The sequence below is a fragment of the Microbacterium sp. NPDC056736 genome (assembly GCF_042790415.1).
Lineage (GTDB): Bacteria > Actinomycetota > Actinomycetes > Actinomycetales > Microbacteriaceae > Microbacterium.
The window spans coordinates 264,711-288,548 of record NZ_JBHTZE010000003.1; the positions used below are offsets into that span (position 1 = coordinate 264,711).

Here is a 23,838-nt window from a genome sequence, read left to right on the forward strand (position 1 = left end):
GTCAGTCTCCTCCGGTCAGTGCCGCGACCTGTGCGGCGAGGTCGTCGGATTGCGGGTCGATGAGCTTCCAGCCGTCGGCCTCCAGCGATTCGGGTTCGCCGTCCTGCAGATCGAGGGCGACGGCGACGCGCGGAACTGCCCACGCGAACGAGATCGGGATGCCGCCGCCGACCTCGACGCCCATCTCGGGGAGCGGGACGGATGCCGCAGCCAGGCGCTCGATCACGACTCGCTCGGCGGCGGTGGCGTACTCCGCGAGCGCTGCCCACTCGACGGGGAGCTCGACGGTCGGTGCTGAGACTGCAGCTTCTGCGGTGGCGCTCGCGGCGATCCTCGACAGGGTGGTGATGTCGACGCCCGACATGTCGGAGCGCCAGCCCACGATGTTCGACAGGTGCAACCATAGGCGCCATGCCCGATCGAATCCGGCGGTGGCGAGGGCCTCGTCGCGGTCGTCGAGGACGAGCGCGAATTCCGTCACGCCGCCCTGCTTCAGTCGCGTCGTCGACACCAGGGGGCCGTCGGCAACGATCCAATCCGGCGCCTGCACGCCGGCGCTCGGCAGCCCTTCCGTGAACACCCGCGCAGCACGCTCGATGGCCGACTCCGCTCCGAACGGCGTCGTCATCGCACTCTGCCGCAGGATCATCGGAAGCACCTTGCCCAGTGTGTCCCGACGTTTGGCCTCGTCGACGGGCTTCTGCATCCACTCCATGAGCAGCGTGATCGGATCGACCGTGAGCTTCGCCAGCTGCGTGAGCGGCAGTTGCGCCTGCGCGGCGACCTTCTCGGCCCAGGCGGGAACGAACCACGACGCATCGATCTTGTCGCCCGTCAGGTCGGCCCACGTCACCGCGATCACGCGGTGTCCGAGCCCGCGTGCGGCATCCCGCTTCTTGGCATCGTCTGCGAGCCGGTTGCGCCCGACCACCGCGTGGAACGCCTTGCCGTCGGTGTAGATCGCGATCGGCTCGGCGCCGCCGCCGAATTGCTCGAGCACGAAGTCGGGCTGCGTAGGGCCGAGGGACACCTGGGGGCGCAGCATCCAGATCCGAGAATCTCCCGGGAACGAGACCTGCACCTTGTTTCCCCAGTCGCCGGGGATTTCTTTGACTCGTCCGCCGAGCGCCTGCGCGCGTTCGATGAAGGTCTTGCGGAAGAGCTGCTCGATCACGGACTCGCTGAGCGGTACTCCGGGGTCGTCGTCGGTGACGTCGAATTCAGCCGAGGGCACGCCTGACGACGACACATCCAGCAGCTTGGCGAGCGCCTGCTCGGCGGACACGCGTGAGAGGTTCGCGTTGCCGGGCGCGAACGGCAGCAGGCAGCGGTGGCATGCGGTGCGCTGCTCGCCTTGGCAGGGGCAGTCCTTCAGGACCGACCATGCCCTAGCCAAGATGCCGTGGAGCCGTGCCGGATCAGCGAGCTCAGCCAGGTAGCCGGTGCCCCCCGGCACGGTGTCGTGGATCAACAGCGCCTGGGCTGTGCCGCCCTCATCACCTCCGAGCGGTTCCGTCACCGGGACGATCCGCAGGTGGTCGGGGTCGCCGCCCATCGACTCTCGAAGACCGAGGAGAACGGCCGCAGAGAGACTGGGAACGACGACCCCGTCGCCGAGCGTGAGCGCGGGAGGCAGACGGAGGAAGATTCCCTGTGTCACAAGGGTGCGTGTGAGGGCGAGCGTGACCGTCTTCTCAACGGTCTGATCGCGACGCGGACACCATGGCCGGTGGTCGCGACGGTTGTTGCCACCCGCCTGCGAATCGAGTTGCCCGCACGTGTCGCAGACGCGGAACAGAGGGCCGGTGACTTCGGATCCGGCGAGGAGGCGGCTGAGGCCGGATCCCGAGCGTTTGCCGACGTTGATCCACCGGATCGTGAGGTCGCGCGCGTAGGTGACGCCGAAGCTCGTGCCCTTGTCGTACCAGCGCCGCACGATGCCGGCAGGGTCGAGGTCGGCGCCGACCTTCACGGTGAATGCGGTGCGGCGGCGGTCGTCGCTTCGGTCGCCGATCACGGCCTCATCGCGCCGGGCGACTGCTGAGACGGTCTTGAGCTCGGCGACCGGCATGCGCTGCGCGGCGTCTCCGATGCCTTTCGAACGGCAGCGGGGACACTCGGTGAGGGGGCCTTCGGAGGTGCGGCGGGCGAATCCACACTCCGGGCAGAACGTCCAGTCCTCGACCGCCTCACCACCGGGCCCGAGATCGACAGCGTCGACCGGGATCTCCAGGCCCTGCGCATAGAAGTACGAACCGGGGGCCAGCTCGTGGATGGCCACGGCCGCACCGCGCTCGTATGCGTACGTGTCGTCGTGCCACTCCGAGGTGTCGGGGTCGATCCAGGACACCGCGGCATCGAGGCGCACCGAGTCGTCGAGCAGTGTGTAGTTCGGCAGCAGTCCGAAGCGCTCCAGAGCACTGATCCAGTACCCGTCCGTGAGGGCGATCTGTTGGGCGCGCAGCATCCGATCCGCCGCCTGCGCGGCGCGGAATGCATCCTTCGCGTCGCTCTCGACCCCCAGTTCCGCGGCCTTCTCGAGGTCGGGGAGGGCGTCGCCGATCTCGGTACGTCGGCGCGTGATGGTCTGCAGCTCGACGTTCCAGCGGAGCACGGCATCGCGAACGGATGCGGCGAGCGCCGAGGTCCCAGGCTCTCCCGACGGAGTGACCCACTTGCGCAGTCGGTCGGCGGCCGCCGAACCGAGGCTCGGGAAGGTTCCGAGGAACGACTCGACAAGCTCGCCGGCGTTCTCGTCGGCGAAGGCGACGGCTTCGCCGAGGAATGAGCCTGCCTCACTCGTCTTGAGCACGTCCTGCGCCTTCTGCACCGTCTGGGCTTCCGCGGACCGGCGATCGAGAATCGATGCGAAGTACTGGCGCCGCAGAATCTCCTGGGCGTCCACGAATGTCGCGGGTGGCCGGACGGCACCGTTGATCACCGACAGCGGATCTCCCATGCGCGGCAACTGATCCCCCCGGCCGGTGACCGTGGCGACCGACAGGGCGTTCCCGGTCAGACGCCCGGCACGACCGACGCGCTGCAGGTAGGAAGCGACACTGCGGGGCAGTCCTGCGAGCATCACAGTAGACAGGTCGCCGATGTCGATGCCCATCTCGAGCGTCGGCGTGGCGACGAGCACGTTCGGAGCCGACGGGTCGTCGGACGACGATTTGAACCCGTTCTCGTAGTCGAGTCGCACCTTCGTGTCGAGCAGGCTCGTGTGTTCGCGGGCGACGACGCGTCGTATCGAACCCTTGTCGTAGAGCGTGCGGTAGTAATTGTCGTCCTCGATGTGGAGAAGCGTGAGGCGACCCGGGCATCGAGCCGACACGCACGGAGCCTCGTTGAGCTGGAGCACCGCGTCCGTGGTGCCGGTCACCGGGTTGCGGCACACGTCGCACTCGAGGCGAACCGGTCCCGCTCCGCGTCCGTTGGACCCGACGGGCTGCACCACGATCGCCGATGGCGGCAACATGTACGCCGTCGCCGCGCCGCCCGATACCGGATGTGAGCGCAGGACGCCCATCCGTTCGAGCTCGACGAGAAGTGCGGACGTGAGTCGCACGCCGTCGGTCGCCGTCGAGCCGAGCACCTTCCTCGCCCAGATCGCGTACCAGCTCTGAGCGGATGACACGACGTCGAGATTCGTGCGCCTCGCGTCGTCGCCGGTCGGGGCGTGCGGGCCGACGCGCGGGTAGCCCGGCGCGTCGCGGCCGGGCGGGAACGCCGGCATCCCGACTCCGCGTGGGCGCCCGCCCCAAATCGGCCAGCGTTTGCCGTCTTCCTCGATGTAGCGGGTGAACCACTCGTGCCCGATCGCTCCGCGATCGCGCATCCGCTCGAGAACTCCTCGCACCCAGCGCACCACGCCCTCGTCAGAGATCGATGCGGGATCGAGGCCGTCGATCACACCGTCGGCGGGAGTCTCGTCGAGCACCTTGCGACCCGCGGCGCGAATCGAGGCCTCGGTCGCCGAGACCGATGCCGCGAGGCTGCCCGTGAGCTCGAGCGTGCGACCGACGCGCGACTGCAGGCCGAACTCCATCGCGAGGTCGAACTGCAACCGCCGTTTGACGCGCGTGAGCACGGCCGCCGGCACGCTGCGCAGCGTCGGCGCCTTCCAGAACTCGACGAACTCGTCGCGCTCGACCAGGTCGGGCGGCAACAGGCGGTACCGCGCGTCGGGTTCGTCTCCGGCATCCTGCACCAACAGGTTGGCGATCTCGTCGAGCGGTGCCGAATCGTCGGCCACCGCGTGACGAATGGCGTTGCGCAGCGCGAAGACGTGCGCGCGACTCTGCACGAAGCCGGCGCGATGCGCGGCGTCCTGCACGCTGTCGGTGAAGACCAGCGCCTTCTTCTCAGCCCGGTCGAGGTCGGCGTCACCGAACAATGTCGTCACGACGACCGAGAGCATGGTCGCCATCGCGCTGCCGAGGAATCGGATGCCGTCACGCCGACCGCACGCCGGACACATGTCATCGCGCGAGTCGTCATCGACTTCGCCGGTGGTCAGCGCGAGCACCGCCAGCGCGGTGCTCTCTTCACCGTCCGGAGGCGGCGCCGTCAGAAGTGCCCGACGCTCGTGGTCGAACCAGGCGAGGCCTGGTACTGGTTCGCCAGCGAGGAAGGCGTCGGCCTCGACCGGAGCATGGAGGAGCGCACGGAACCGGCTCTTGGTGTCGCGCGCCGCGTGGTCGCGGCGGATGTCGTCGTCGGTCGCTGAGAGCTCGTTGCCGACCGGTGCGAGCTGGACACCCCAGCCGCTGCGCCCGCAGTGCCTGCAGTAGATCGCAGGAAACCAGGTGGTCTCGATGCGATCGTCGAGTCCCGGTGCGACGGGGCCGTCGTCGGCCCAGTGGAACCGCGCCGCAGGTGTCGCCGCGCGGTCGATGCGTGTCAGTTCGCGGATCCACAGGTGCAGGTCTATCGACAGCGCGCTTCGACCGACTCGGGCGCGCACATGGCTCAGCGCTGCGAGCACACGCGTGATGAAGATGCGTCGCGCAGCGCTGCGTTCCTCGAAGGACTCGGTGATGCCGAGTCCGGCGGGGAGCAGCTCATCGGCGAGGGCATCCACGTCGATCGCAGTTTCTGCGCGCTGCGCGATCGCCTGGACGAGTGGATGGGATGCCACCGACGCCAGAAGATCCTCGTCGGAGGTGTTCGACCAGTCGACCGCCGCACCGTCCTCGAAGAGGGTGATCAACACTCGTTCGGCAAGGGCCCGCGATGCGATCTCTTCACCCTCGGTGTGGAGCGCGACGACCTGTGCCACCAGTGAGTTGTCGAGCGCGCGCGGACGGCCACCCAGCGGGGATCCGCCTTCGCGAGCGCCGATGACCCACTGGCGCATCGACTGCCGGGTCTCGCGCACGACGCTGTCGGCGGGGAACGGGATCCCGAACACGGTCTCGGCGAACTCGAGCATCCGGCCCGGGTCGCCGTCGTCACCGAGTGTCGCGCTCGTCGCGACCGGGGTCACGTCGCCGAGCGGCCCTGTCCCGGTTGGTTCCGGCGATCCGGCCGGCCGCAGCCGCCGCAGGGTCAGCCCAAGACGGCGGAGGAGCATGGCGACGTCGGTGCCCTGGGCGCCGTCATAGGTGTGGAACTCGTCGAGTACGAGGTACTGCAAGCTCGTCGCCGCGGCCGCGAGCAGCTGCTGGTCGGCGCTGCGCAGCAGCAGCTGATCCAGCATCTTGTAGTTGGTGAGCAGGATGTCGGGCGGCTCCGACCGGATCGTGTTCCGGTCGTTGATCAGACCCTCGGCGGTGACCCGCGTGCGGCTCCGCCCCGCCGTCTCACCCGTATAGATCGCGGCGCGGACGCCCTTGAGCGCGTCGTGCCCGCGGATCAGCTCGGCCAGGCGACGCGACTGGTCGTTCGCGAGGGCATTCATCGGGTAGAGGATGAGGGCCTTGAGCCCGGTGTCGCCCGCGGCCTTCGCGCGGATGACGTGATCGAGGATCGGGTAGAGGAACGCCTCCGTCTTGCCCGACCCGGTACCGGTCACGACGAGGGTCGGCAACGGGGCGGCCTTGATCGATCCGTCGGGCTGCTCGCCGAGGTTCGCCGAGCTCAGGCGCCGGAACGCCTCGGCCTGGTGGCCGTACGGCGTGTGTCCCTCGTACCAGCCGAGCGCGTCACGCCACCCGTCGTCGGCCGCGCGGAATGGCACCCGGGCGCGGACGTAGGGGCCTCGGAAGATCCCGTTGTCGGGGTCGTCGAGGAAGGCGCGGAGCGCGCTCCGCGCTTCTTCGTCGGAGAGCGCGAACGTCGTCGTGAGGTAGTCGACGAGACTGGATCGGATCTGCGCCGCCTGGCGCGAGGGCAGCAGTTCGCTCACGAGCGCTCCTGCAGGATCCGCTCGAAATGAGCGTACGCCTGCCGCATGTCGGCCTCCCGGTCGAGCGTGACGAAGGGGAGCTCGTACTCGTACGTGTTGCCGGACGCGTTCGTCGCGGTGCGCTCGTCTTGGGTGATCGCGTCGCCCTTCTGACGCCAGACCTTGAGGACCTCGTTCGGGACGAGACGACCGTTCGCGTCGTAGAAGTAGACGTTGCGGTCGTAGCCGTAGAGCACGGGGAACTGAGTGCGGTAGATCGTGCACAGCTCGTCCGCCGTGATGCCGAGCGAAAGGGCGACGATCGCATCGATCTCGACCTGGGCCTGTCGCCGATCTGAGGCGCGACGAAGCGGAGTGTGCGTGGACCACTGGCCATTGGGGAGTCCCAGTGCGGGTCGACCCTGATAGTCGATGCCCCCGACCCACCGGGCATTCGCCATGTCCGGATGGAAGGCGAGCCCGACCAGAGCCGAGTAGGCCGACGTGAGGGCGAGGAGACGCGAGGAACGCACCCGCGCCTCCGTAATCAGGTGCGGATGGATCGTACGCGGAAGCCGCCGTATGGCGCCAATCGGGATGCCGCTCTTGGGCGCGACCCGCACAGCCGCGTCCGAGATTAGCGATGAGGTGATCGTTGCCGCGTCGAGAACATCGACGTCGTTGATCCGGGATCCGGCGGCGGATACACCGTGGATGTGAGTGGCGCCTGGGGGAATTACCGAGCTGATCAGTGTTCGTTCGCCCGTGTTCGCGGCCATTCCTCTCCACACGAGTCGATACCGCGAGCGGGCGGGGACACGGTCCTCGCCCCAGTGAGCGTAGGCGGCGTCGTACTCGGCCTTTGATTTGGCGGGCTTGTAAGAGGTCACCGGCATGGCGTCGGGCGAAAGGGTCTCCAGATCGATCGGCGACCAGTCCTGGTTGTGAAGCATGGTCGGGTTGGGTGACTTGTAGAACGTGTTCCCCGTGAAGATATGCGGCCCCTGCAGAATGGCGTACTCCCACGATTCAACTGGCCCCCAGGCCACCTCGAAGGTGCCGTTCTTGCGGTCGCGGCTCTCATCCCAGCCGCGAGAAAACTCGAGTCCGAGTTCCCCGAGTCGTGGTGCGTGGCTGAGTTTGGCGAGCACATCGGCCGTCGCTTGATTGACGGCGTAGACCATCCGGGTGCGCGTCGCTGGTGTCGCCTCGTCTTCGAGAAGCGCGTGCCACGAGGCGAGCCGATCGAGATCAACGTGTGTGATGCGGCTCCGGTGGGGTCGGAGATCCCAGGTGCCTTCCTCGGTCTTCAGCCCGGGCTCTTGGCCCGAGCCATCATGACGCAGCGAACCGACGACCGTCTCGGGGTGATAGAGGTTGGTCGCCATGAGAAAGTCAGGCGTTCGGGGTGATCCGTACACGTGGATGCCGTAGCTCACCAGGTGGTGGATCTCGAAGAGTGACAACTCGTTGACGAACTGCCAATGTCGCCGAAGGCGCGAGTATGTGGCTTCGCGGAGCAAACCAGCCTTCTCGTCGGTGAAATGCGTCTCAGGGTGGATGAGCGCGACCGCTCCGCGAGGTGAGAGGTGCCTCCATGTCTGTTCCATGAAGCAGCGGTACAAGTCGGGCTGCAGTCCTATTAGCAATGGATAGTTGAGGTCTGACCCAAGAAACTCCATGGTCGCCGCGATGTCACCGGTCGTCTGTATTACGAGTTCCTTGACACCGTCGACTCGAAGTGTCTCGACTTGTTTCCGTCTGACGTCGACCTGCGCGGGCTTGGAAGTGAGTTGCCACCAAGGGTCCCCTTCTGCGAGGAGCGACTGAACATCCACCCGGGGACGCACCCAAGGAGGGTTCCCGACCTGCAGGTCGAAACCTCCCCGGGAAAGGACCCCTGCAAAGTCGAGCTCCCAGTGGAAGAAACCGTTCGCCGCGCTCACCTCGCGCGCCACCCGCAGCCAGGGACAGTGGGCTTCGAGTTGGTCACTCGATACGGCACCGGCGTAGCCGAGATCAATGTCCTCGGCATCCGCGAGGTTCCCCCATGTCGTCGGGAAGCCGAGCGTCTGCGCGCCGGCCCCGCCTCGGCGGGGCGTCGCCTCGCTGTGGCGGCCCAGGGTCGCCTCCAGACCCTCGATCCATTCGTCTAGCGTCGGCGGTTTGACGCCGCGCGTGACAGTGTCGGTGAGCGGCCAGAACCACAGTGCACACCAGGCGTCCATCACCCGACGCAATCGCTGGTATGCGCCGTCCGGGTTCTGAAGGAACGCCTCGATGTCGGCACGGGAGACGACCGCGCCTACGTCGTCTGTCGCTGTGCGCGGATCGTGCCAGAGCGTGATGTCGCGACTGACCTGTGTCTCGGCGATCTCAAGCCGCCGGAGGGTGAACTGCCAGAGTGTTTCGACTCGATAGGCAAGGCCGGTCAGGCGCTTGAGCTGAGAACTTGTGGGCCTGCGACGGATCGTACTCCGCCATTGCCGAAGCTCGTTGTACTCATTCCGCGCCAGTTCCGCCACCTCCTTGGCCTCCTTGAGTTCTACCGCGGAGCCCCACCCCGAACTCGGGACGAGGAAGTGATGGATCTTGCCTGAGGTCGCACTCCCCACACGTCCCTCGTTCATGTCGTCCACGAGCGTCGAGACCGGCACGTCGGTCGGGGTGTCATTGAGCCAGGCCTTGTCGGTGACCTGCTTCTGCGTGTACACCGCGCGGCGCGCCCCGATGAGTGAGTTGCCGCGGCGCAGTCGCAAGCCGAACCACGGCGCCTTGAGACCGTCCACCATCGTGTCGAGCCACAGCGAGATCTCCGCGAGCTCGACCGCGGTCGCATTGAGGTCGACGCCGTAGACCTGGTGCAGCGCGATCGCGGCTTTGGCCTGCTGCAGTTCGCGCGGCCGCTCGTCGGGGTCGACGCGTTCGCCCGTCTCTTCTTCGCGACGGTCGAGGTACTGCTCGGCAAGCTGGCGAACGGCCTCGATCGCGAACGCGCCCGACCCCAGCGCCGGCTCACACACCGACAGGCTGAGGATCTCTTCGGCTGTCGTGCGGTGTCCGTCCTGATCGAGAAGCTCTTCGAGCGCCTGCGACACGACGAACTTCGTCAGAACTTCCGGGGAGTAGTAGGACGCGGACGTCTGCCGCTCACGGCCGGAGAGGCGGAACACGAACTCCCCGTCGCTGTAGCGGCGCGGCTCGCGCCGTCCGAGATCGTCGGGCGGGCCGAGGACGAAGTCCTTCGTCGCGATGCCGTCGGCGCGTGAGACGGGGACCACCCACGAGCCCTTCGACCCGTCACCGCCCGGCGCGACTTCAAGGAGAGGCTCCTTCGCGAAGAAGCCCGTGTACGACATCAGTCCCTCGTACACCGCGCCGAGCTGGTTAATGCCGAGGTCGGCGTACGAGATGAACCCGCGGTCGCGGCCCTTCTTCACCTGGTTCTCGCGGGTGAGGAGCAGCAGCTGCAGAACCCGCTGGAGTGCGCCGTCGCCGAGGCCGACCTCGTCGATCAGTGACGTGGCCCGCTTCGCGAACAGATCCGCGTTGAGTGGGTTGAACGTGAGTCCTTCGCGCAGGGTCTCGTCGGCATCGTGCTGAACGCCGGCGTCATGTCCGGCATCCACGAGTCGGAAGAGGGTCGCGAGCGACGAGTGCAGGTGCGTGCGGTGGCGCGACTCTTCGCCCAGTTCGACGAGGACGAGTTCGCGCAGGCGATCGAGGCCGTAGCCGAGCGCGTACTCAGGGGCGCCGACCGGCAGCACCTTCATCTCGGGCGACGCCTCGGCATACAGGAGGAAGAGGATTCGGTAGAGGTAGCGAAGCGACTGGCGCGCGAGTACGTTTGCGTCGCTGTCGGGCAGCGGGTCGAGCCCCGCGGCCTTGCGGCGGCGGACGACCTCATTGGCGATGATCTCGATGGACTCCCGCACGCCTTCGCGTAGGTCCTTCGAGACGCCGACCGTGTGCTTCACCGAGTCGTCGAGCGTCTCGGCCCACCACGTGGTGCCGTCGACGTGGGGCAGCACGGTCTCGCTGCTGAGCACCGCGAGGGCGCGGTCGAACTCTCCGGCCTTCTTGGTGTCGTTGCGGTCGAGGACAAGCTGAAGGTCAACGGCCAGGTAGCGCCCTTCCGCCCATCGGTCGCGCTCGGTGAGGAGCGCCCATGTGCCCGACAGCACGACGGCGAATGCCGGGGAGTCGTCGCCGCTGAAGAGATACGAGAGGCAGCGAGCGACCGACGTGACCGAGTCGGCGTCCTCAGTGATGAACGGTTCGACGAGCGTCGCCGCGTCCTTGGCGAGCAGATCGGAGAGGTCATCCACCCGTTGTGCGTGCACGACCGCACCCGCGGGGGACTCCGGGGTGTCCGCGGGCATGACGATCGTCACCGGGCCGGCTACCCTGCGATGCCATCGGGCGTCTCCGTAGCCGAGCGCGGCGACGAGTGGCGTGAGCACCGCGGAGTCGTAGGTCGCGGCATCCGTCGTCTCGCTCGCGAGTGCGCCGAGCAGGTCGCGTCGTACGGCAGCGAGGCGTGTAGACGGCGTCTGCTCACCGTCCTTCGCTCGCTCGTCCCACGCCTTGCGGAGCGCTGCAACCCGCGATTGGAACGACTGCTTCGTCGACTCGGTGTTGAAGTAGTGCTCGCTGATCCAGTCTTCGCCGACGACGAAGGCATCCGACGCCATTCTCAGTTCTCCTCAGGGACGATCACTAGCAAGGGTCGGGCGAGGCGGCGCGCGGGCAGCATCGACCGTGCGATCTCTGCCTCTTCGCGGACGCGGCGGGTGCGCTCGCGGACCTCGGCGCGCTGAACCAGGTCGCCCGAAGCATCCACCCACTCCTGCACACGATCGGACCACTCGCTCACCCGGCGACGGACGTCCTCCGCCGCGGCCTCTGACGTCAGGAGCAGATGCTCGTCAGCCGCGTCAACGGCTGCGGGGATCAGTTTCTGCAGCTCGTCGACGTCGGCGACCGGGGAGGGGTTGCTGCGGTCGTGCGTGACACCGAGCTCGTCGAACGCCTCGGAGGCATCGGCGAATGGCTGGACCGAGGTTCCCGAGACCGCGACCAGGTTCGTGGCGATGACCTGGCCGCGCTCGTTCGTGAGCGACCCCAGGACGAGGACGGTCGGCGCGAACACATCGCCGCGGACGACGAACACCTCGTCGCGGCCGAGCCGGGCGAGGGTGCGATCACCCGCCCAATCGAGCACGGGATGCAGCGGGCCGAGGTAGTGCGCTTCGGGCCACAGACCCTTCTGGTTCGAACGGTCGTCGCGCGCTTCCTTGAGTGAGGCCTGCGCCAGCGTCGGCGTGATCGCGAGCTTCATGTCGTCGACGACCCGGCGTTCCGCGAGGTACGACTGCGGGAGCACCGAGAGACGCTGGCGGAGATCGTCGGTGGGACTGAGTTCGACCAGTCCGTATCCGGTGTGCTCGCGCCAGTCGACGCCGCCTGCGGCCTGCGATGCAGCGGGGGTCTCGAAGACCTCCTCGAGCGCGGCGGCCAGGTAGGCGGCATCCGACGGAAAGAGCCCCGTCGAGATGCGCTCCGGCAGCGTGACCTCAGTGGTGGTGTCGACGTGATGGTCCGCCTCGTCGAGGATGAAGCTCAGCCACGGATCGGTGTCGTCAGCGGCAACCGCGTCAGGTGTGGGGATGACGTCTTCGAGCGACTTGCCCTTCACCAGCGCGTCTTCGACCGCCTTCTCTTCGGCGGCCACACTGTACGTGCCCATGAGTGCCCCTGCGTCGCCGAGTGCCCCGTGTGCCTCGTTCTCGCGCTTGACGAGCGCCGTGAGCACCCGCACGTCGCCCGCGAACTTCTCGTGACTCGGACGGAGCAGAAGCGTCGTGATCTGCGGAGCGTGCCGTTGCCCGTAGCGATCGATGCGACCGTTGCGCTGCTCGATGCGGATGAGGCTCCACGGGATGTCGAAGTGTATGAGCTCGTGGCACTGGGCGTGGAGGTTGACTCCCTCTGAAGCAATGTCGCCCGTCACGAGGATGCGGATCGGGCTCGACGACAGCTTGAACGACTCGACGACCTCCTGCTGCTCGACATCGGAGAGACCGCCGTGGAGGACGGCGACCTGCTCGGGATTGAGGGCGAGGTGCGCCTGGAGTTCGCGTTGCAGCCAGAGGAGCGTCGGTACGCGCTCGGAGAAGACGACCGCTCGCATGTCTGAGGTCTTGGAGGTGCCGATGCTCTTCAGGTACCTGACGAGTTCGCCGAGCTTTGCGGAGCGGGCATCGGCGCTCGCCCGAGCGAGGGTGAGGAGCCGGTCGAGGGCGTCGCGCTCGCGCTGCTGCGCGTCGGTACGCTCGTCGCCGAGGGTGCGGATGCGGTTGCGCACCGACTCCACGAGCGCGGGCGGGCTGGACAGGTAGGCCTTCGCGAGCGTCCACGGGAAGAGGCCCTTGTTCTCGCCCGAGTAGGGGCTCGTGCCCGTAGTCGGATAGAGCCAGACGTCCGCGAGCTCCTGGGCGACGGCATCCTCTTCCGGTGACGCGTCGACGAGGAGATGCTGCAGCTCCTTCCGTTCGACCCAGTCGTCACCCACTTCGCGTGCGACCTCGGAGGAGTGGCGGTGACGACGCACGACGAGCCGGTCGAGCGCCGTGCGATCGATGTCGCCGTCCGGGCCGACCGCCGTCGGCTCGAGCAGGCGGACGAGCTCGGCGAACGACTCCTTGCTGCCGTTGTGGGGAGTCGCCGACGCGAGGATCAACGCTTCGGTGTTCGGAGCGAGCACACGAGCGAGCGCGTTGTTCTGGGTGCCTGAGCCGGTGAGGTTGTGCGACTCGTCGATGACGACGGCATCCCACTGATGCTTACGAAGGTGGTTGAGGTAGCGGTCCTGCTTGAGCGTGTCCATCGAGATGATGACACGCTTGTAGAGGCTGAACGGATTGCGGGTCGCCGGCAGCTTCTGGCGCACGCGCTGGATGCCGACCGAGTCGAGCCGGACGAACGGAAGAGCGAACCGCGTCCACATTTCGAACTGCATCTGCTCGAGCACGTGCTTCGGCGTGACGATGAGGATGCGCTCGCCGCGACCGCGACGGACGAGCTCGGACAGGATCATCCCGATCTCGATCGTTTTGCCGAGGCCGACGGTGTCGGCGAGGAGGATACGTGGCCGGAGGTTGTCGGCGCTCAGAGCCTTCCGGACTGCCGAGCGCTGGTAGCCGAGCGCATCGGTGAGCATCTGCGTCGAGACCGAGAGTCGCCCCTCGCCGAGCGGGATCGCGGTGCGACGGAGGGTCGACTCGAGCCAGAGTCGACTCCGTCGGTACTTCGGCGAGTCGTCGGCGCGGACCTTCGTCGCGCGGGGATCGTAGGGAACGATTTCGTCGAGGTGCTCGTAGAACGCAGCGCGGGTGTCGCGGACGAGCTCGGAAAGGCCGGTGACCTCGACCAGCAGGCCGTCCTGGGTCGGCGAAGCGTTGGTGACGAGCCAATCGGCATCCCGCACACGGACCAATGAGCCAGGGGCGACGTTGAGGGGCACGCGCGGCTCAGAAACGGTGCTCGTCGTCGTCACGTCGCGACTCCTCTCCCGGGCGCGACAGAATGGCGCGCGATCCCCACTTCGTCATCGTAGCCACCGACTTGGAAGCCGCTTGCTCAGCATCGGCTCAATCCCGTCGCAACGGCGTCGCCGAATAGATGAAGGGGTTCTCATCTCCTCGTATGCTCTCGCATGGAATGGGCATTCCGAATGGATGTCGGTGGTCTTCCGTAACGTCGCTCGGCTGAGCACAGCAGCTCGGCGTGGCTTGCGCCACACATTCGAGGGGAAAGACAAGATGAGCTGGCCGGAGCTTATGGACCCTGCGTTGCAGGAGTACATCGAAGAGCGACAGGCGACCGCGCTGCGGACGTACGAGAACGATCCCGATCTGTTGATCGAGCACGTGCGTCAGGAAGACAGCTTCCGCACCGGTGGTTACGGCACACGCCAGATCAGCGAACTGCTGCAGAACGCTGTGGACGCGCTCGGCGCGGGTGGTGGCACCGGCATGGTGGAGCTCCGAATCGCCGACGGATCGCTCTATTGTGCCAACGAAGGGGCGGGATTCGACCGGGATGGGGTGCGCGCTGTCACCTACGCCTTCCTCAGCACGAAACGGGGTGACGAGATCGGGCGGTTCGGTCTCGGCTTCAAGAGCATCCTCGGAATCACGGATCATCCGCAGATCTTCAGCCGGACCGTGAGCTTCGAGTTCAACGCGCCGGATACCGCTGAGCTTTTCGCGGGCATCCCGAATGAGGGTGGTCGCCTTCCGCTGTTGCGGATCCCGACGTTGACCGATCCGGTTCGGGCCGCGGCTGAGGATCCCAACCTGGCCGAGTTGTTCTCGTGGGCGTCGACCGTCGTCAAGCTTCCGCTCACCCGCGAGGGCGAGCGGTTGCGGAAAGAGCTCCTCAGCTTCGACGTCGAGGCTCTTCTCTTCTTCAAGCCGCTCGAGCGGCTGCGCATCACGGTGCAGGAGTCGCCCGATTCCGCGCCTCAATCCCGCGACTACGCCCGCGAAGGTCACCCTGATGATGGCGAGGTCCATCTGATCGCCCCGGGCCAGGAAGGCGAACGCTGGCTGTACGCCGAGCGCGAGTACCGACCGACGATCGACGTCGCGTCGACGCTTCCCGCGACCGCTCTGCGCGAGTCAATGACCGTGTCGTACGCAGTCCGACCGGAAGGGCGTGCCACCGTCGGGCGCCTGTGGGCTTGGTTCCCGCTCAAGGACGAGACGACGGCCAGCGGAGTATTCAACGCTCCATGGCAGGTGAACGATGACCGGACGTCCCTTGTCCCCGGCTCAATGCTGAACCGCGCGATGCTAGGCGTCGCTGCCGACCTCTTCTTGGACGTCGTCGCGCGGGCCTCGTCCTCGTCCGACACCGGGGCGCACCTTGATCTGTTCCCCGCACGTGGCCGCGAAGCCCGCAGCAACGCCGACAAGTTCCTCTCAGATGAAATCCCTCGCCGGGCGACGGTTAGACCGATGATCCCCGACACCACGGGCGAGCTCAAAGTGCCCGACTACTTCCAGCGTGTGCCCGATCTGCAGAAGACGCCGATCCCCGCGAGCGCTGCGCGGGCCTGGCAGGAGCGTGCGCCTCGGACGACCATGCCGCACTGGCAGTGCTTCACGTCACCTACTCGGCGCTCGCGCCTACGAGCATTGCTCGGTGGCTCCGATGATGAGCGCTCGTCTCACGAGGCCACGGTTGCAGGCTGGTTGGAGGAACTCGCCCACAAACGCCGGCCGGAGGATGTCGAAGCGGCGATCTCCATCGCTGCCGCGATCTCGCCTCTGTCCGCGGAGATGAAGGAAGCGGTCAATTCGGCACCGATCATCCCGCTCGAAGGTGGAGGATGGGCTCGAGTGGGATCGGCTGGATCGGTGCTGCTGCCGCTAGAGGGGACGGCGGCTCCGGACGGTGTGAAGACCGTTGACCGAGAGCTTGCGGCATTCGGCACGATCGCAGATGACCTTCGGCTGCTCGGGTATCGCATAGTGTCGCCCGACGAGACAGCGGCCGCGCTCGCGCACGAAGCGTCTGACCGCTGGTCGCCGCAAGAGTGGCAGCGGTTCTGGACCGTCGTGAGCGCGGCGACGCAGCATGCCGCGATCACCGCCCTCGATGGCATCCGAGCGCGCGGTGTCGACGTGCTCCTACCGACCAAAGCAGGGACGTGGCGACCGGCCCGCGAGATCGTCGCTGACCCAACCTTCGCGCCGGCGATCCTCGCCCGGCACGTCGATTCTCAGCAGGTGCCCAGCACGGCGCTCGTCGCTGCGGCGGGTGCGATCCAGGCACCTGTGCGCGGCTACCCGCTTGCCCGCGACGCCCTCCGTCCGCAGTACGTGTCGGCGATCGAGAAGATGGCGCGTGCCTACCTCGCTCGGGCAGGCTATGAAGGAGTTCGGGTCGTCGTCCCCGACACGGATGGTGTCGGACCCCTCGAGCTTCTGCAGGAGGAACTCACCGACACCGAGCGCATCTTCTGGACGCGAGCCGTGATCCGGGCCATGCCGAGCCGAGACATCGTCCTCAAGGCCCCGCTGGGCGGCGGCAAAGTCGCCGAGATTCCCGCGTCATCGTTCGAGTGGTGGGCCGTGCGAAACCTCGGGCGAATCATCACGACCCGTGGAGCACGTCCGATCACCGATGCTGTGTCTTCACGCCTCTCGCAGTTCGGCGCGTACCTGCCGGTCGCGGCCGACGGCGAGTTGAGCTCCAGCGTCGGCCTGCCGTCTGACCTCACGTCCGTTCCCGACACGCAGCTTCGCGAGTTCCTCGGTCGCGACGGATACGACGTCAACGCAACAGGCGTCGACCCGTTCGTCCAATTGCTCAAGCTCAGCGCAGGCCGGGCGTCCATCGCCCCTCCAGACCTCATCCCGGCCATCGTGAAGGGCACCGTCACCCTCACCCCTCCGGGCGAGGCGGCCGCCACGGAGAAGCCGTCCGATATCGCCGCGCTTGACGAAGCCGGCGTGGCGTACGTGCCCACGCATGGCGAGTTCGGGGATCTCGTCGCGAGGTGGGGCCTCCTGCTCCCAGGAGACGCCCTCCAGCAGTCGCTCGAGGTGATCGGACTCGGAGACGCGACACCGGTGCTCGATCTCTATCCGAGTCTGCAAGGACGGGTCATCCCGCGTCTCGGCAAGCAGCGTATCGCCATGGCCGAGTCGATCTCGCGTGTGCTGCAGAGCATTCACGGCGTGACGAAGCGACGTCTCCTCGCGGCCAAGCAGGATGGCGTCGTCGTGGTGGACGCATCCCTCGACCACCAAGGAGTGCTTGAGCAGGTATCGCGGGCTCTAGACCTTGGACTGTCGACCGACGACGTGCGCGGCGTCCTGCGCGACGACGAGGCGATGCGCCGCAGCGAGCTCATCGAGCGCGCGCAGGTCGCGCGGAACAACGAAGAGCGGCTGCTGATCTTGGTTGGCGCTGACATCTTGCGACAGCGTTTACCGAAGGGACTGCTGCCGGCGGTCGAGTCCCGCACGGGAGAGTTGAATGATCGCGAGATCGCAGAGCTCTTCCTGCAGGTGCAGGGTCAGGATGCCGTGCGCGCGCTCCGCGATGATCTCGCGTGCGTAGGGGTGCCGGTTCCGAAACAGTGGGACGGCTCGCCGAATGCCCAGAGCGCGGTCAAACGGCTGGGCTTCGACACCTCGTACGCGGGAAATCGGGAGGCGCGTCGAGCATCCGTGACACAGGTGCAAGGGCAGATCTTCCTCAACGAGCTGCACGACTATCAGCAGTCGTTGGCGCATCAGATCAACGAGTTGGCGACCGCGAAAGACCCGGCCAAACAGCGCGGCCTCCTCTACCTCCCGACGGGGGCTGGAAAGACGCGCGTCACGGTGGAGGCGATCCTTCGCCTCCTCAAGGACGGTGCGATCGAAGCTCCCGTTCTCTGGATCGCGCAAAGCGAGGAATTGTGCGAGCAAGCGATCACGTCGTTCGCCGAAGTGTGGCGTTGGATGGGCGACGAGCGCCCGCTCGACGTCAGCCGGTTCTGGTCCGGGTATGAGCTGGACGAATCCAACGAGGAGCTACAGGTCGTCGTCGCCATCGATGACACCCTCGCGAGTCGACTCAATGAGCCGCAGTACGGCTGGCTGACACGACCGGGACTGGTCGTCATCGATGAAGCCCACACCGCGGGAACGAAGACCTACACAGAGATCCTGCGATATCTCGGGCTCACCGCGAGCCGGACTGATCGCCCGTTGCTCGGTCTGACCGCGACCCCCTTCCGTGGTCGCAACGAGGAACTCAATCGGCGCTTCGTCGAGAGATTCGGATCGAACCGACTCGAGTCGCTGGATCCTGACGACCCGATCGGCGAGCTCCGTCGGCGAGAAGTGCTGTCCGAAGTCGATTACGACATCCTGTCCGGCGTATCCGTCTCCATCGCCGACCAGGACGCGGAGTTCCGCCGGATGAAGGAGGTCACCAAGAACATGCTGACCCTCATCGGTCAGGACATGGGACGCACGCAGACCGTGGTCGACCACATTCAGCGCCTATTGACGAGGAACCCAGACTGGCCGGTTCTCGTGTTCGCAGCATCCGTCGCTTCGGCGCACACGATCGCGGCGCTCCTTCGCCTGCAGAATGTGCGCGCGGACTCGGTCGACGGTGGTGTGCGTAAGCACCAACGTCGACGGGTCGTTGAGCGGTTCAAGTCGGGTGAGTCGCAGGTGCTGGTCAATTGCGATCTGCTCACGCAGGGTTTCGACGCTCCCAAGGTGCGGGCGCTGTATATCGCCCGCCCCACGTTCAGCCCGAACCGCTATCTACAGATGGTCGGCCGTGGCTTGCGTGGACCGGCTAACGGCGGCACCGACCGTTGCCTGATCGTCAACGTGGCGGACACCTTCGAGCAGTTCGGTGAACAGCTGGCCTACAACGAATTCGACTACCTCTGGAGCAAGCAGTGACTGACATCATCGAGGTGCTGGCAGCGCCGATCTCGGATCCCCGCGAAGGGCGGGATGCCGTCACCGCCGAGCTTCGCAGGCGCTGGCTCGGGCCGCTCGGTGGGGATGACGAGGTGCTCGAGAGGAGCCCCGTCTACGCCTACCTTGTGGGGACGCTGTATCCGGTCGAGCGCGGGATCGCACCTGCACCGGTCGTGGAGGACGTCGAGGTTGAGGACACGGACGAGACGCCACTCGACGTGCCGGAGCTGGACACCGAGGACGGCGATGTCGATGCCGGTAACGGAGATGCCGACGAAGAGGACACCGGGATCAACATCACCGGCGCATTCGGCTGGGCCCCGCAGTCCCTGGGTATGTCGTTTGTGCACTCGAGCGATGTCATCGCCGTGGACATCGCCGCAGGCGTTTACGTGAGGGTCGACCTGTCGGGCGAGGACGGCGCGGCCACCGATCAGCAGCGCGATGAGAAGGAACAGAAGCGCGAGGCGTGGAAGCGTCGCCCACTCTCAGAGCGTCAGATGATCACGGTGACCGGGTCGGGATCCGTCACCGTACTCGACGGGCGCGCCAAGCTGTCGTGGCGGTCGCGGATCCACAGCGGAAAGCGGCTGACCACCGTGTCGCTGTCGAACGCCGAGGAAGTCGCGACGGGCGAGGCGAAGAAGCACGCGGACCTTTGCCTGTTCCAGGTGTCCATGGAGTGCGCGGACGACGCAGAGCTCTCGCCATATCCGCAAGGCGATGTTTATGCGACAGATGAAGACCGTGAGCTGGCGTTCCGATACCGCGCCAAGCCGCCGTTCGCGATCGGCCACGGCGTCGCCGTCGAGTGGTCGCCGGTGGAAGCCCCGACTGCCGTCAAGACGACGGTTCTTCCCGAGGTGGAGGTGGCGGCGATCCGCGCGAAAGTCGGATCGGGTGATGTCTACTCGATGCGCTGGCTGTCCGACGACGGCGTCGACGGGGAGGATTTCGCTACGGCGCTCACGCAGGTCGTCACCGACTATCGCCTGTGGATCGACGGTCAGCGGACGGTGGCGGATTCTGAGACGGGTCACTTCCAGGGCGTCGCGGCAGACATCGTCGCCCGTCAGGAGCGCGCTGCAAACCGTATCGAGGAGGGCATCGCGCTCCTGGCAAGCGACCTCCAGGTGCGCACCGCTTTCCGGATGGCCAACCGGGCGATGCGCTGGCAGATGCTTCGGCAGCGTGACCTCGTCGAGAAGGACGTGCGCTATGGCACAGCGTTGGACGCCGATCGGGGGAAGGACGAGCCACAGTGGCGGCCGTTCCAGCTCGCCTTCATCCTCAGTGCCCTGGCATCCACGGTCGACGACGAACACGAAGACCGCGAACTGGTCGATCTCATCTGGTTCCCGACAGGCGGCGGCAAGACGGAGGCTTACCTCGGCCTGGCGGCTGTCGAGATGATCCGTAGACGGATCGTCGATGGGCTCAAGGGTGGCGGGCTGGCTGTCCTCACCCGCTACACCATGCGTCTGCTCACCGCGCAACAGTTCCAGCGCGCCGCGACACTCATCTGTGCGCTCGAGCTGATGCGTTCCGACGATGAACGACTCGATGAAGCTCCCGCGTTCTCGATCGGGATGTGGCTGGGAAACTCGACCACACCCGGGACCTATAAGGCCGCCGAAAAGCAGATGCGTCAGGTCCGCTCGCAGGCTCGACCGGAAAACCCCTTTCAGTTGCTCCAGTGCCCGTGGTGCGGAGCGTCGATCATGCCGCCCCGATCCACATCGGACGACCGGGCATACGGTGTGCGCGCGTCGGCACACGGATTCGAGTTCTTCTGTCCTGACGATGAGTGTCCGTTCAGCGATGAGCTTCCGGTGCAGGTGGTCGATGAGGGGCTGTACGACAACCCGCCGACCATGCTCGTCGCCACGGTGGACAAGCTCGCGCGCCTCGCGTGGATCCCTCAGGGGTCGAAGTTGTTCGGGGTCAAGAGTGTCTCGGCGCCGCCGTCGCTTGTCATCCAGGATGAGTTGCACCTGCTCTCGGGTCCGCTCGGCACGATCGTCGGCATCTACGAGGCCGCAGTCGGCGGACTGCTCCGTTGGAATGGAACGGCTCCAAAGATCGTCGCGTCCACCGCGACGACGCGCGCCTCGATCGAACAGGTGCGCGGGCTCATGGCGAAGGACGTCGAGTCGTTCCCGCCCGCCGGTGTCGACGCCGACGACAACTACTTCTCAGAACCCGACCCCGAAGCGGCGGGACGCCGATACCTCGGAATCATGCCGCAAGCGCACACGCCCTCGTGGGCAGTGGGTCAGCTGTCGGCAGAGATCCTCAACGCGCCCCATGCGGTGAATCTGTCGGGCGCGGCACAGGACGCGTACTGGACCCTTGTGGTCTATCACAACAGCCTGCGCGAGCTGGGGCGCACGGTCACGATCCTCCGTGACGACGTGCCGTCCAACCTGATCCGCCGCGAGAAGGCCGAGGGGTCTGCCCGCGAGCTCGGATCAGACGGCGTGCACGAACTGAACGGCAACGTGGATTCGGCCGAGCTGATCGCTCTGTTGCAGAGACTGGAGAAGGGACCTGAGGACTCGCAGGTCATCGATGCGCTCGCGACCACCAACATCATGTCGGTGGGCATCGACGTCAGTCGCCTCGGCGTGATGCTCGTGAACGGGCACACCAAGACCACGTCCGAGTACATCCAGGCCACATCCCGCGTCGGCCGCGGCAAGACGCCTGGCCTGGTCGTGACGATGTTCCGATCCGGAAAGCCCCGTGACCGTTCCGTCTTCGAGTCGTTCGGCGCTTACCACCGCGCGTTTTATCGATTCGTCGAGCCTTCGAGCGTGACTCCATGGTCCCTGCAGGCGCGCAAACGCGCTATCCGTGCGGCCCTCGTGATCCTCGTGCGTCACGGGGTCGGTCTCTCGGATAACGGTGACGCCGCCCTGTTCGATCCGGACTCGGCGGCCGTGAAGAAGGCCGTCGGCCTGTTGAAGGAACATGTGGCGTTCGCCGACAAGGACGAGGCATCCGTCGTCGCCGGTGAGATCGATGACGCCGTTCTCGAGTGGGTAGATGCGCGAAACCGTGTGCAGCAAGAGGGGAAGAAGCTTGTCTACTCGTCTCGCGACCAGGACGAGCGCCTGATGCGGCAGTTCACCGATCCGGGAAAGGGTTGGCCAGTCATGAACTCGATGAGAAACGTGGATGAGGTGGTCCGAGTGCGGGCGAATGGAGAGCGCCGTGGCTGAAGCGCAGGTGAAGACGGTCCGCGCGTCGGAGACGGTGTCGCCATATGGACCGGGCGCGATCGTGGACATCCTCGGCCAATCGTTCATGGTTCCGACCGGTGACAAGTGGCCGCCGAGCAAGCTGCGCCGGTCGGTGCGGTCGGACCGCCTGGCGGAGGCGCTCGGGGTGGACGAACTCTGGGCGGCGCCGACAACGCACACCCCGGAAGACCAGAAGACCCCGGGACTCGAGTTCGAGCGGTTCCCCGCTTGGCTGTTCTGCCAGGGATGCCGTCGCATGGTGAAGTGGACCCGTGCGCTCGAGACGGGGGTTGTTCCCCACTGCCAGGAAGTCGCCTGTGATGGGCGGCTCGTGCCGATGCGATTCGTCGCCGTATGCACCTCGAACAGCCACATCGCGGACGTGCCATGGGTCGAGTGGATGCACCGGTCTGCGGATGGCGACTGCAAAGCAGACGACAAGCTCAAGTTCGAGTCCGCGGAAGGGCGCGCAGAGGGTCTCAGCAGCCTTCAGGTTCGATGTGAGCGCTGCGGTCACCGGCGCACGCTCGGAGATCTTCGGCGGGATGTGCTCTCGGTCGAGGGATTCACCTGTCGGGGGAAGCAGCCGTGGGAGCGCGACTGGGGTTCATGCGGCAAGCCGATCGACCCCCAGCAGCGCGGTGCCACCAGCTTGCACTTCTCCGACACGATGAGTGCCATCGACATCCCCGCTGTGGAGAGCCGATCCGAACAGGATCTCGAGGCCATGCGCAGTCATGTCTTCTTCACCGCTCTCCGCGGCGCGACCGATCCGGCTCAGCGCGACATGCTCGCTGGTCAGATCTCGCTCGACACAGGAATCCCGGTGGCAGACGTGATCGCGGCTGCGCAGCCCCTGGTGGCGCCCGGCGACGTCGACGTCCGCGCCACGCGGAGCGGACTTCAAGCAGACGAGTACGAGGCGTTCATCGCTGCGATCGCCGGCACCGCGCCGGTCGAAGGCTTCCACACGCGTCCGACGCGGCTTCCGCGTGGGCGGGGTGATGCGGGCGACGGACTCGCGGCGCTGATCTCGGACATCGTGCTGGTAGATCGGCTTCGCGACGTCCGAGCGGTGCTCGGATTCCGGCGGTACACCCCGGATGCCGAGTTGAAGCCTGCTGTGCCGTTCACCCCGCACGAACGCAAGTGGTTGCCGGCGGTCGAAGGCTACGGGGAGGGCGTCTTCCTCCGCTTCGACCCGCAGGCTGTTGCCGCGTGGGCGAAACAGGAGGAGGTGCAGCGGCGCGGCGACGCGCTACTCACGCATCAGAACGCGTCGAACCTCGGTAACCGCCTCCACATCGTCTCGCCCGAGTATGTGCTCCTCCACACCTTCGCGCATCTGTTGATGCGAGAGCTGGCATTCGGAAGCGGTTACACCGCGGCATCCATCCGGGAACGCATCTACTGCGAGTCGGACGGCGACTACGGCGTCTTCATCTACACGACGTCGTCCGATGTCGAGGGAACTCTCGGCGGCCTCGTCCGGCAGGGCGAGCCTCGACACCTCGGGCCGGCGATCGTCCGCGCGCTCGAGCAGGCAGCGTGGTGTCCGAACGATCCGGTGTGCATCGAGTCTGAGCCTCAGAGCATCGACGGCCTGAACCTGGCTGCGTGTCATGCGTGCAGCCTGGCGTCGGAGACGTCGTGTGAGTCGCAAAATCTGCTGCTCGATCGTGCGTTGATCGTCGGGAGCGAGTCGGTGCGCGGATACTTCGAGGACGTGCTCGCGGCGGTCCTTGGGCAGCGGAGCTGA

6 protein-coding genes are annotated in these 23,838 nt (G+C 66.5%); 3 read left to right on the plus strand and 3 right to left on the minus strand.

The window, feature by feature from the left end; all coding sequences use genetic code 11:
- Position 1: 1 nt before the first annotated feature.
- The 3 genes from ACFRAL_RS08625 to ACFRAL_RS08635 are packed head-to-tail and all read right to left on the minus strand — an operon-like array spanning position 2 to position 13,886.
- On the minus strand, positions 2-6,349 hold the full coding sequence (locus tag ACFRAL_RS08625; protein ID WP_378881773.1) for a DEAD/DEAH box helicase: 6,348 nt from the start codon (positions 6,347-6,349) through the stop codon (positions 2-4).
- Complete coding sequence (locus ACFRAL_RS08630) at positions 6,346-11,022, minus strand: DNA methyltransferase (RefSeq protein ID WP_378881776.1); 4,677 nt, start codon at positions 11,020-11,022, stop codon at positions 6,346-6,348. The genes ACFRAL_RS08625 and ACFRAL_RS08630 overlap by 4 nt, the downstream gene beginning before the upstream one ends.
- Positions 11,023-11,024: 2 nt before the next feature.
- The gene (locus ACFRAL_RS08635; protein ID WP_378881778.1) at positions 11,025-13,886 is read right to left on the minus strand and encodes a helicase-related protein; all 2,862 of its coding nucleotides are present in this window, start codon (positions 13,884-13,886) and stop codon (positions 11,025-11,027) included.
- Positions 13,887-14,151: 265 nt separating this feature from the next.
- Between ACFRAL_RS08635 and ACFRAL_RS08640 the strand changes: the two genes are divergently transcribed.
- From ACFRAL_RS08640 to drmB, 3 genes are read left to right on the plus strand one after another with little or no spacing between them, the layout of a single operon-like run.
- Positions 14,152-18,813: a DEAD/DEAH box helicase family protein gene (locus tag ACFRAL_RS08640; RefSeq protein WP_378881781.1), complete on the plus strand. Its 4,662-nt coding sequence runs from the start codon at positions 14,152-14,154 to the stop codon at positions 18,811-18,813.
- Complete coding sequence (locus ACFRAL_RS08645) at positions 18,810-22,058, plus strand: helicase-related protein (protein ID WP_378881784.1); 3,249 nt, start codon at positions 18,810-18,812, stop codon at positions 22,056-22,058. The genes ACFRAL_RS08640 and ACFRAL_RS08645 overlap by 4 nt, the downstream gene beginning before the upstream one ends.
- Positions 22,051-23,838, plus strand: coding sequence for a DrmB family protein (gene drmB, locus ACFRAL_RS08650; protein WP_378881787.1), 1,788 nt, complete (start codon positions 22,051-22,053; stop codon positions 23,836-23,838). The genes ACFRAL_RS08645 and drmB overlap by 8 nt, the downstream gene beginning before the upstream one ends.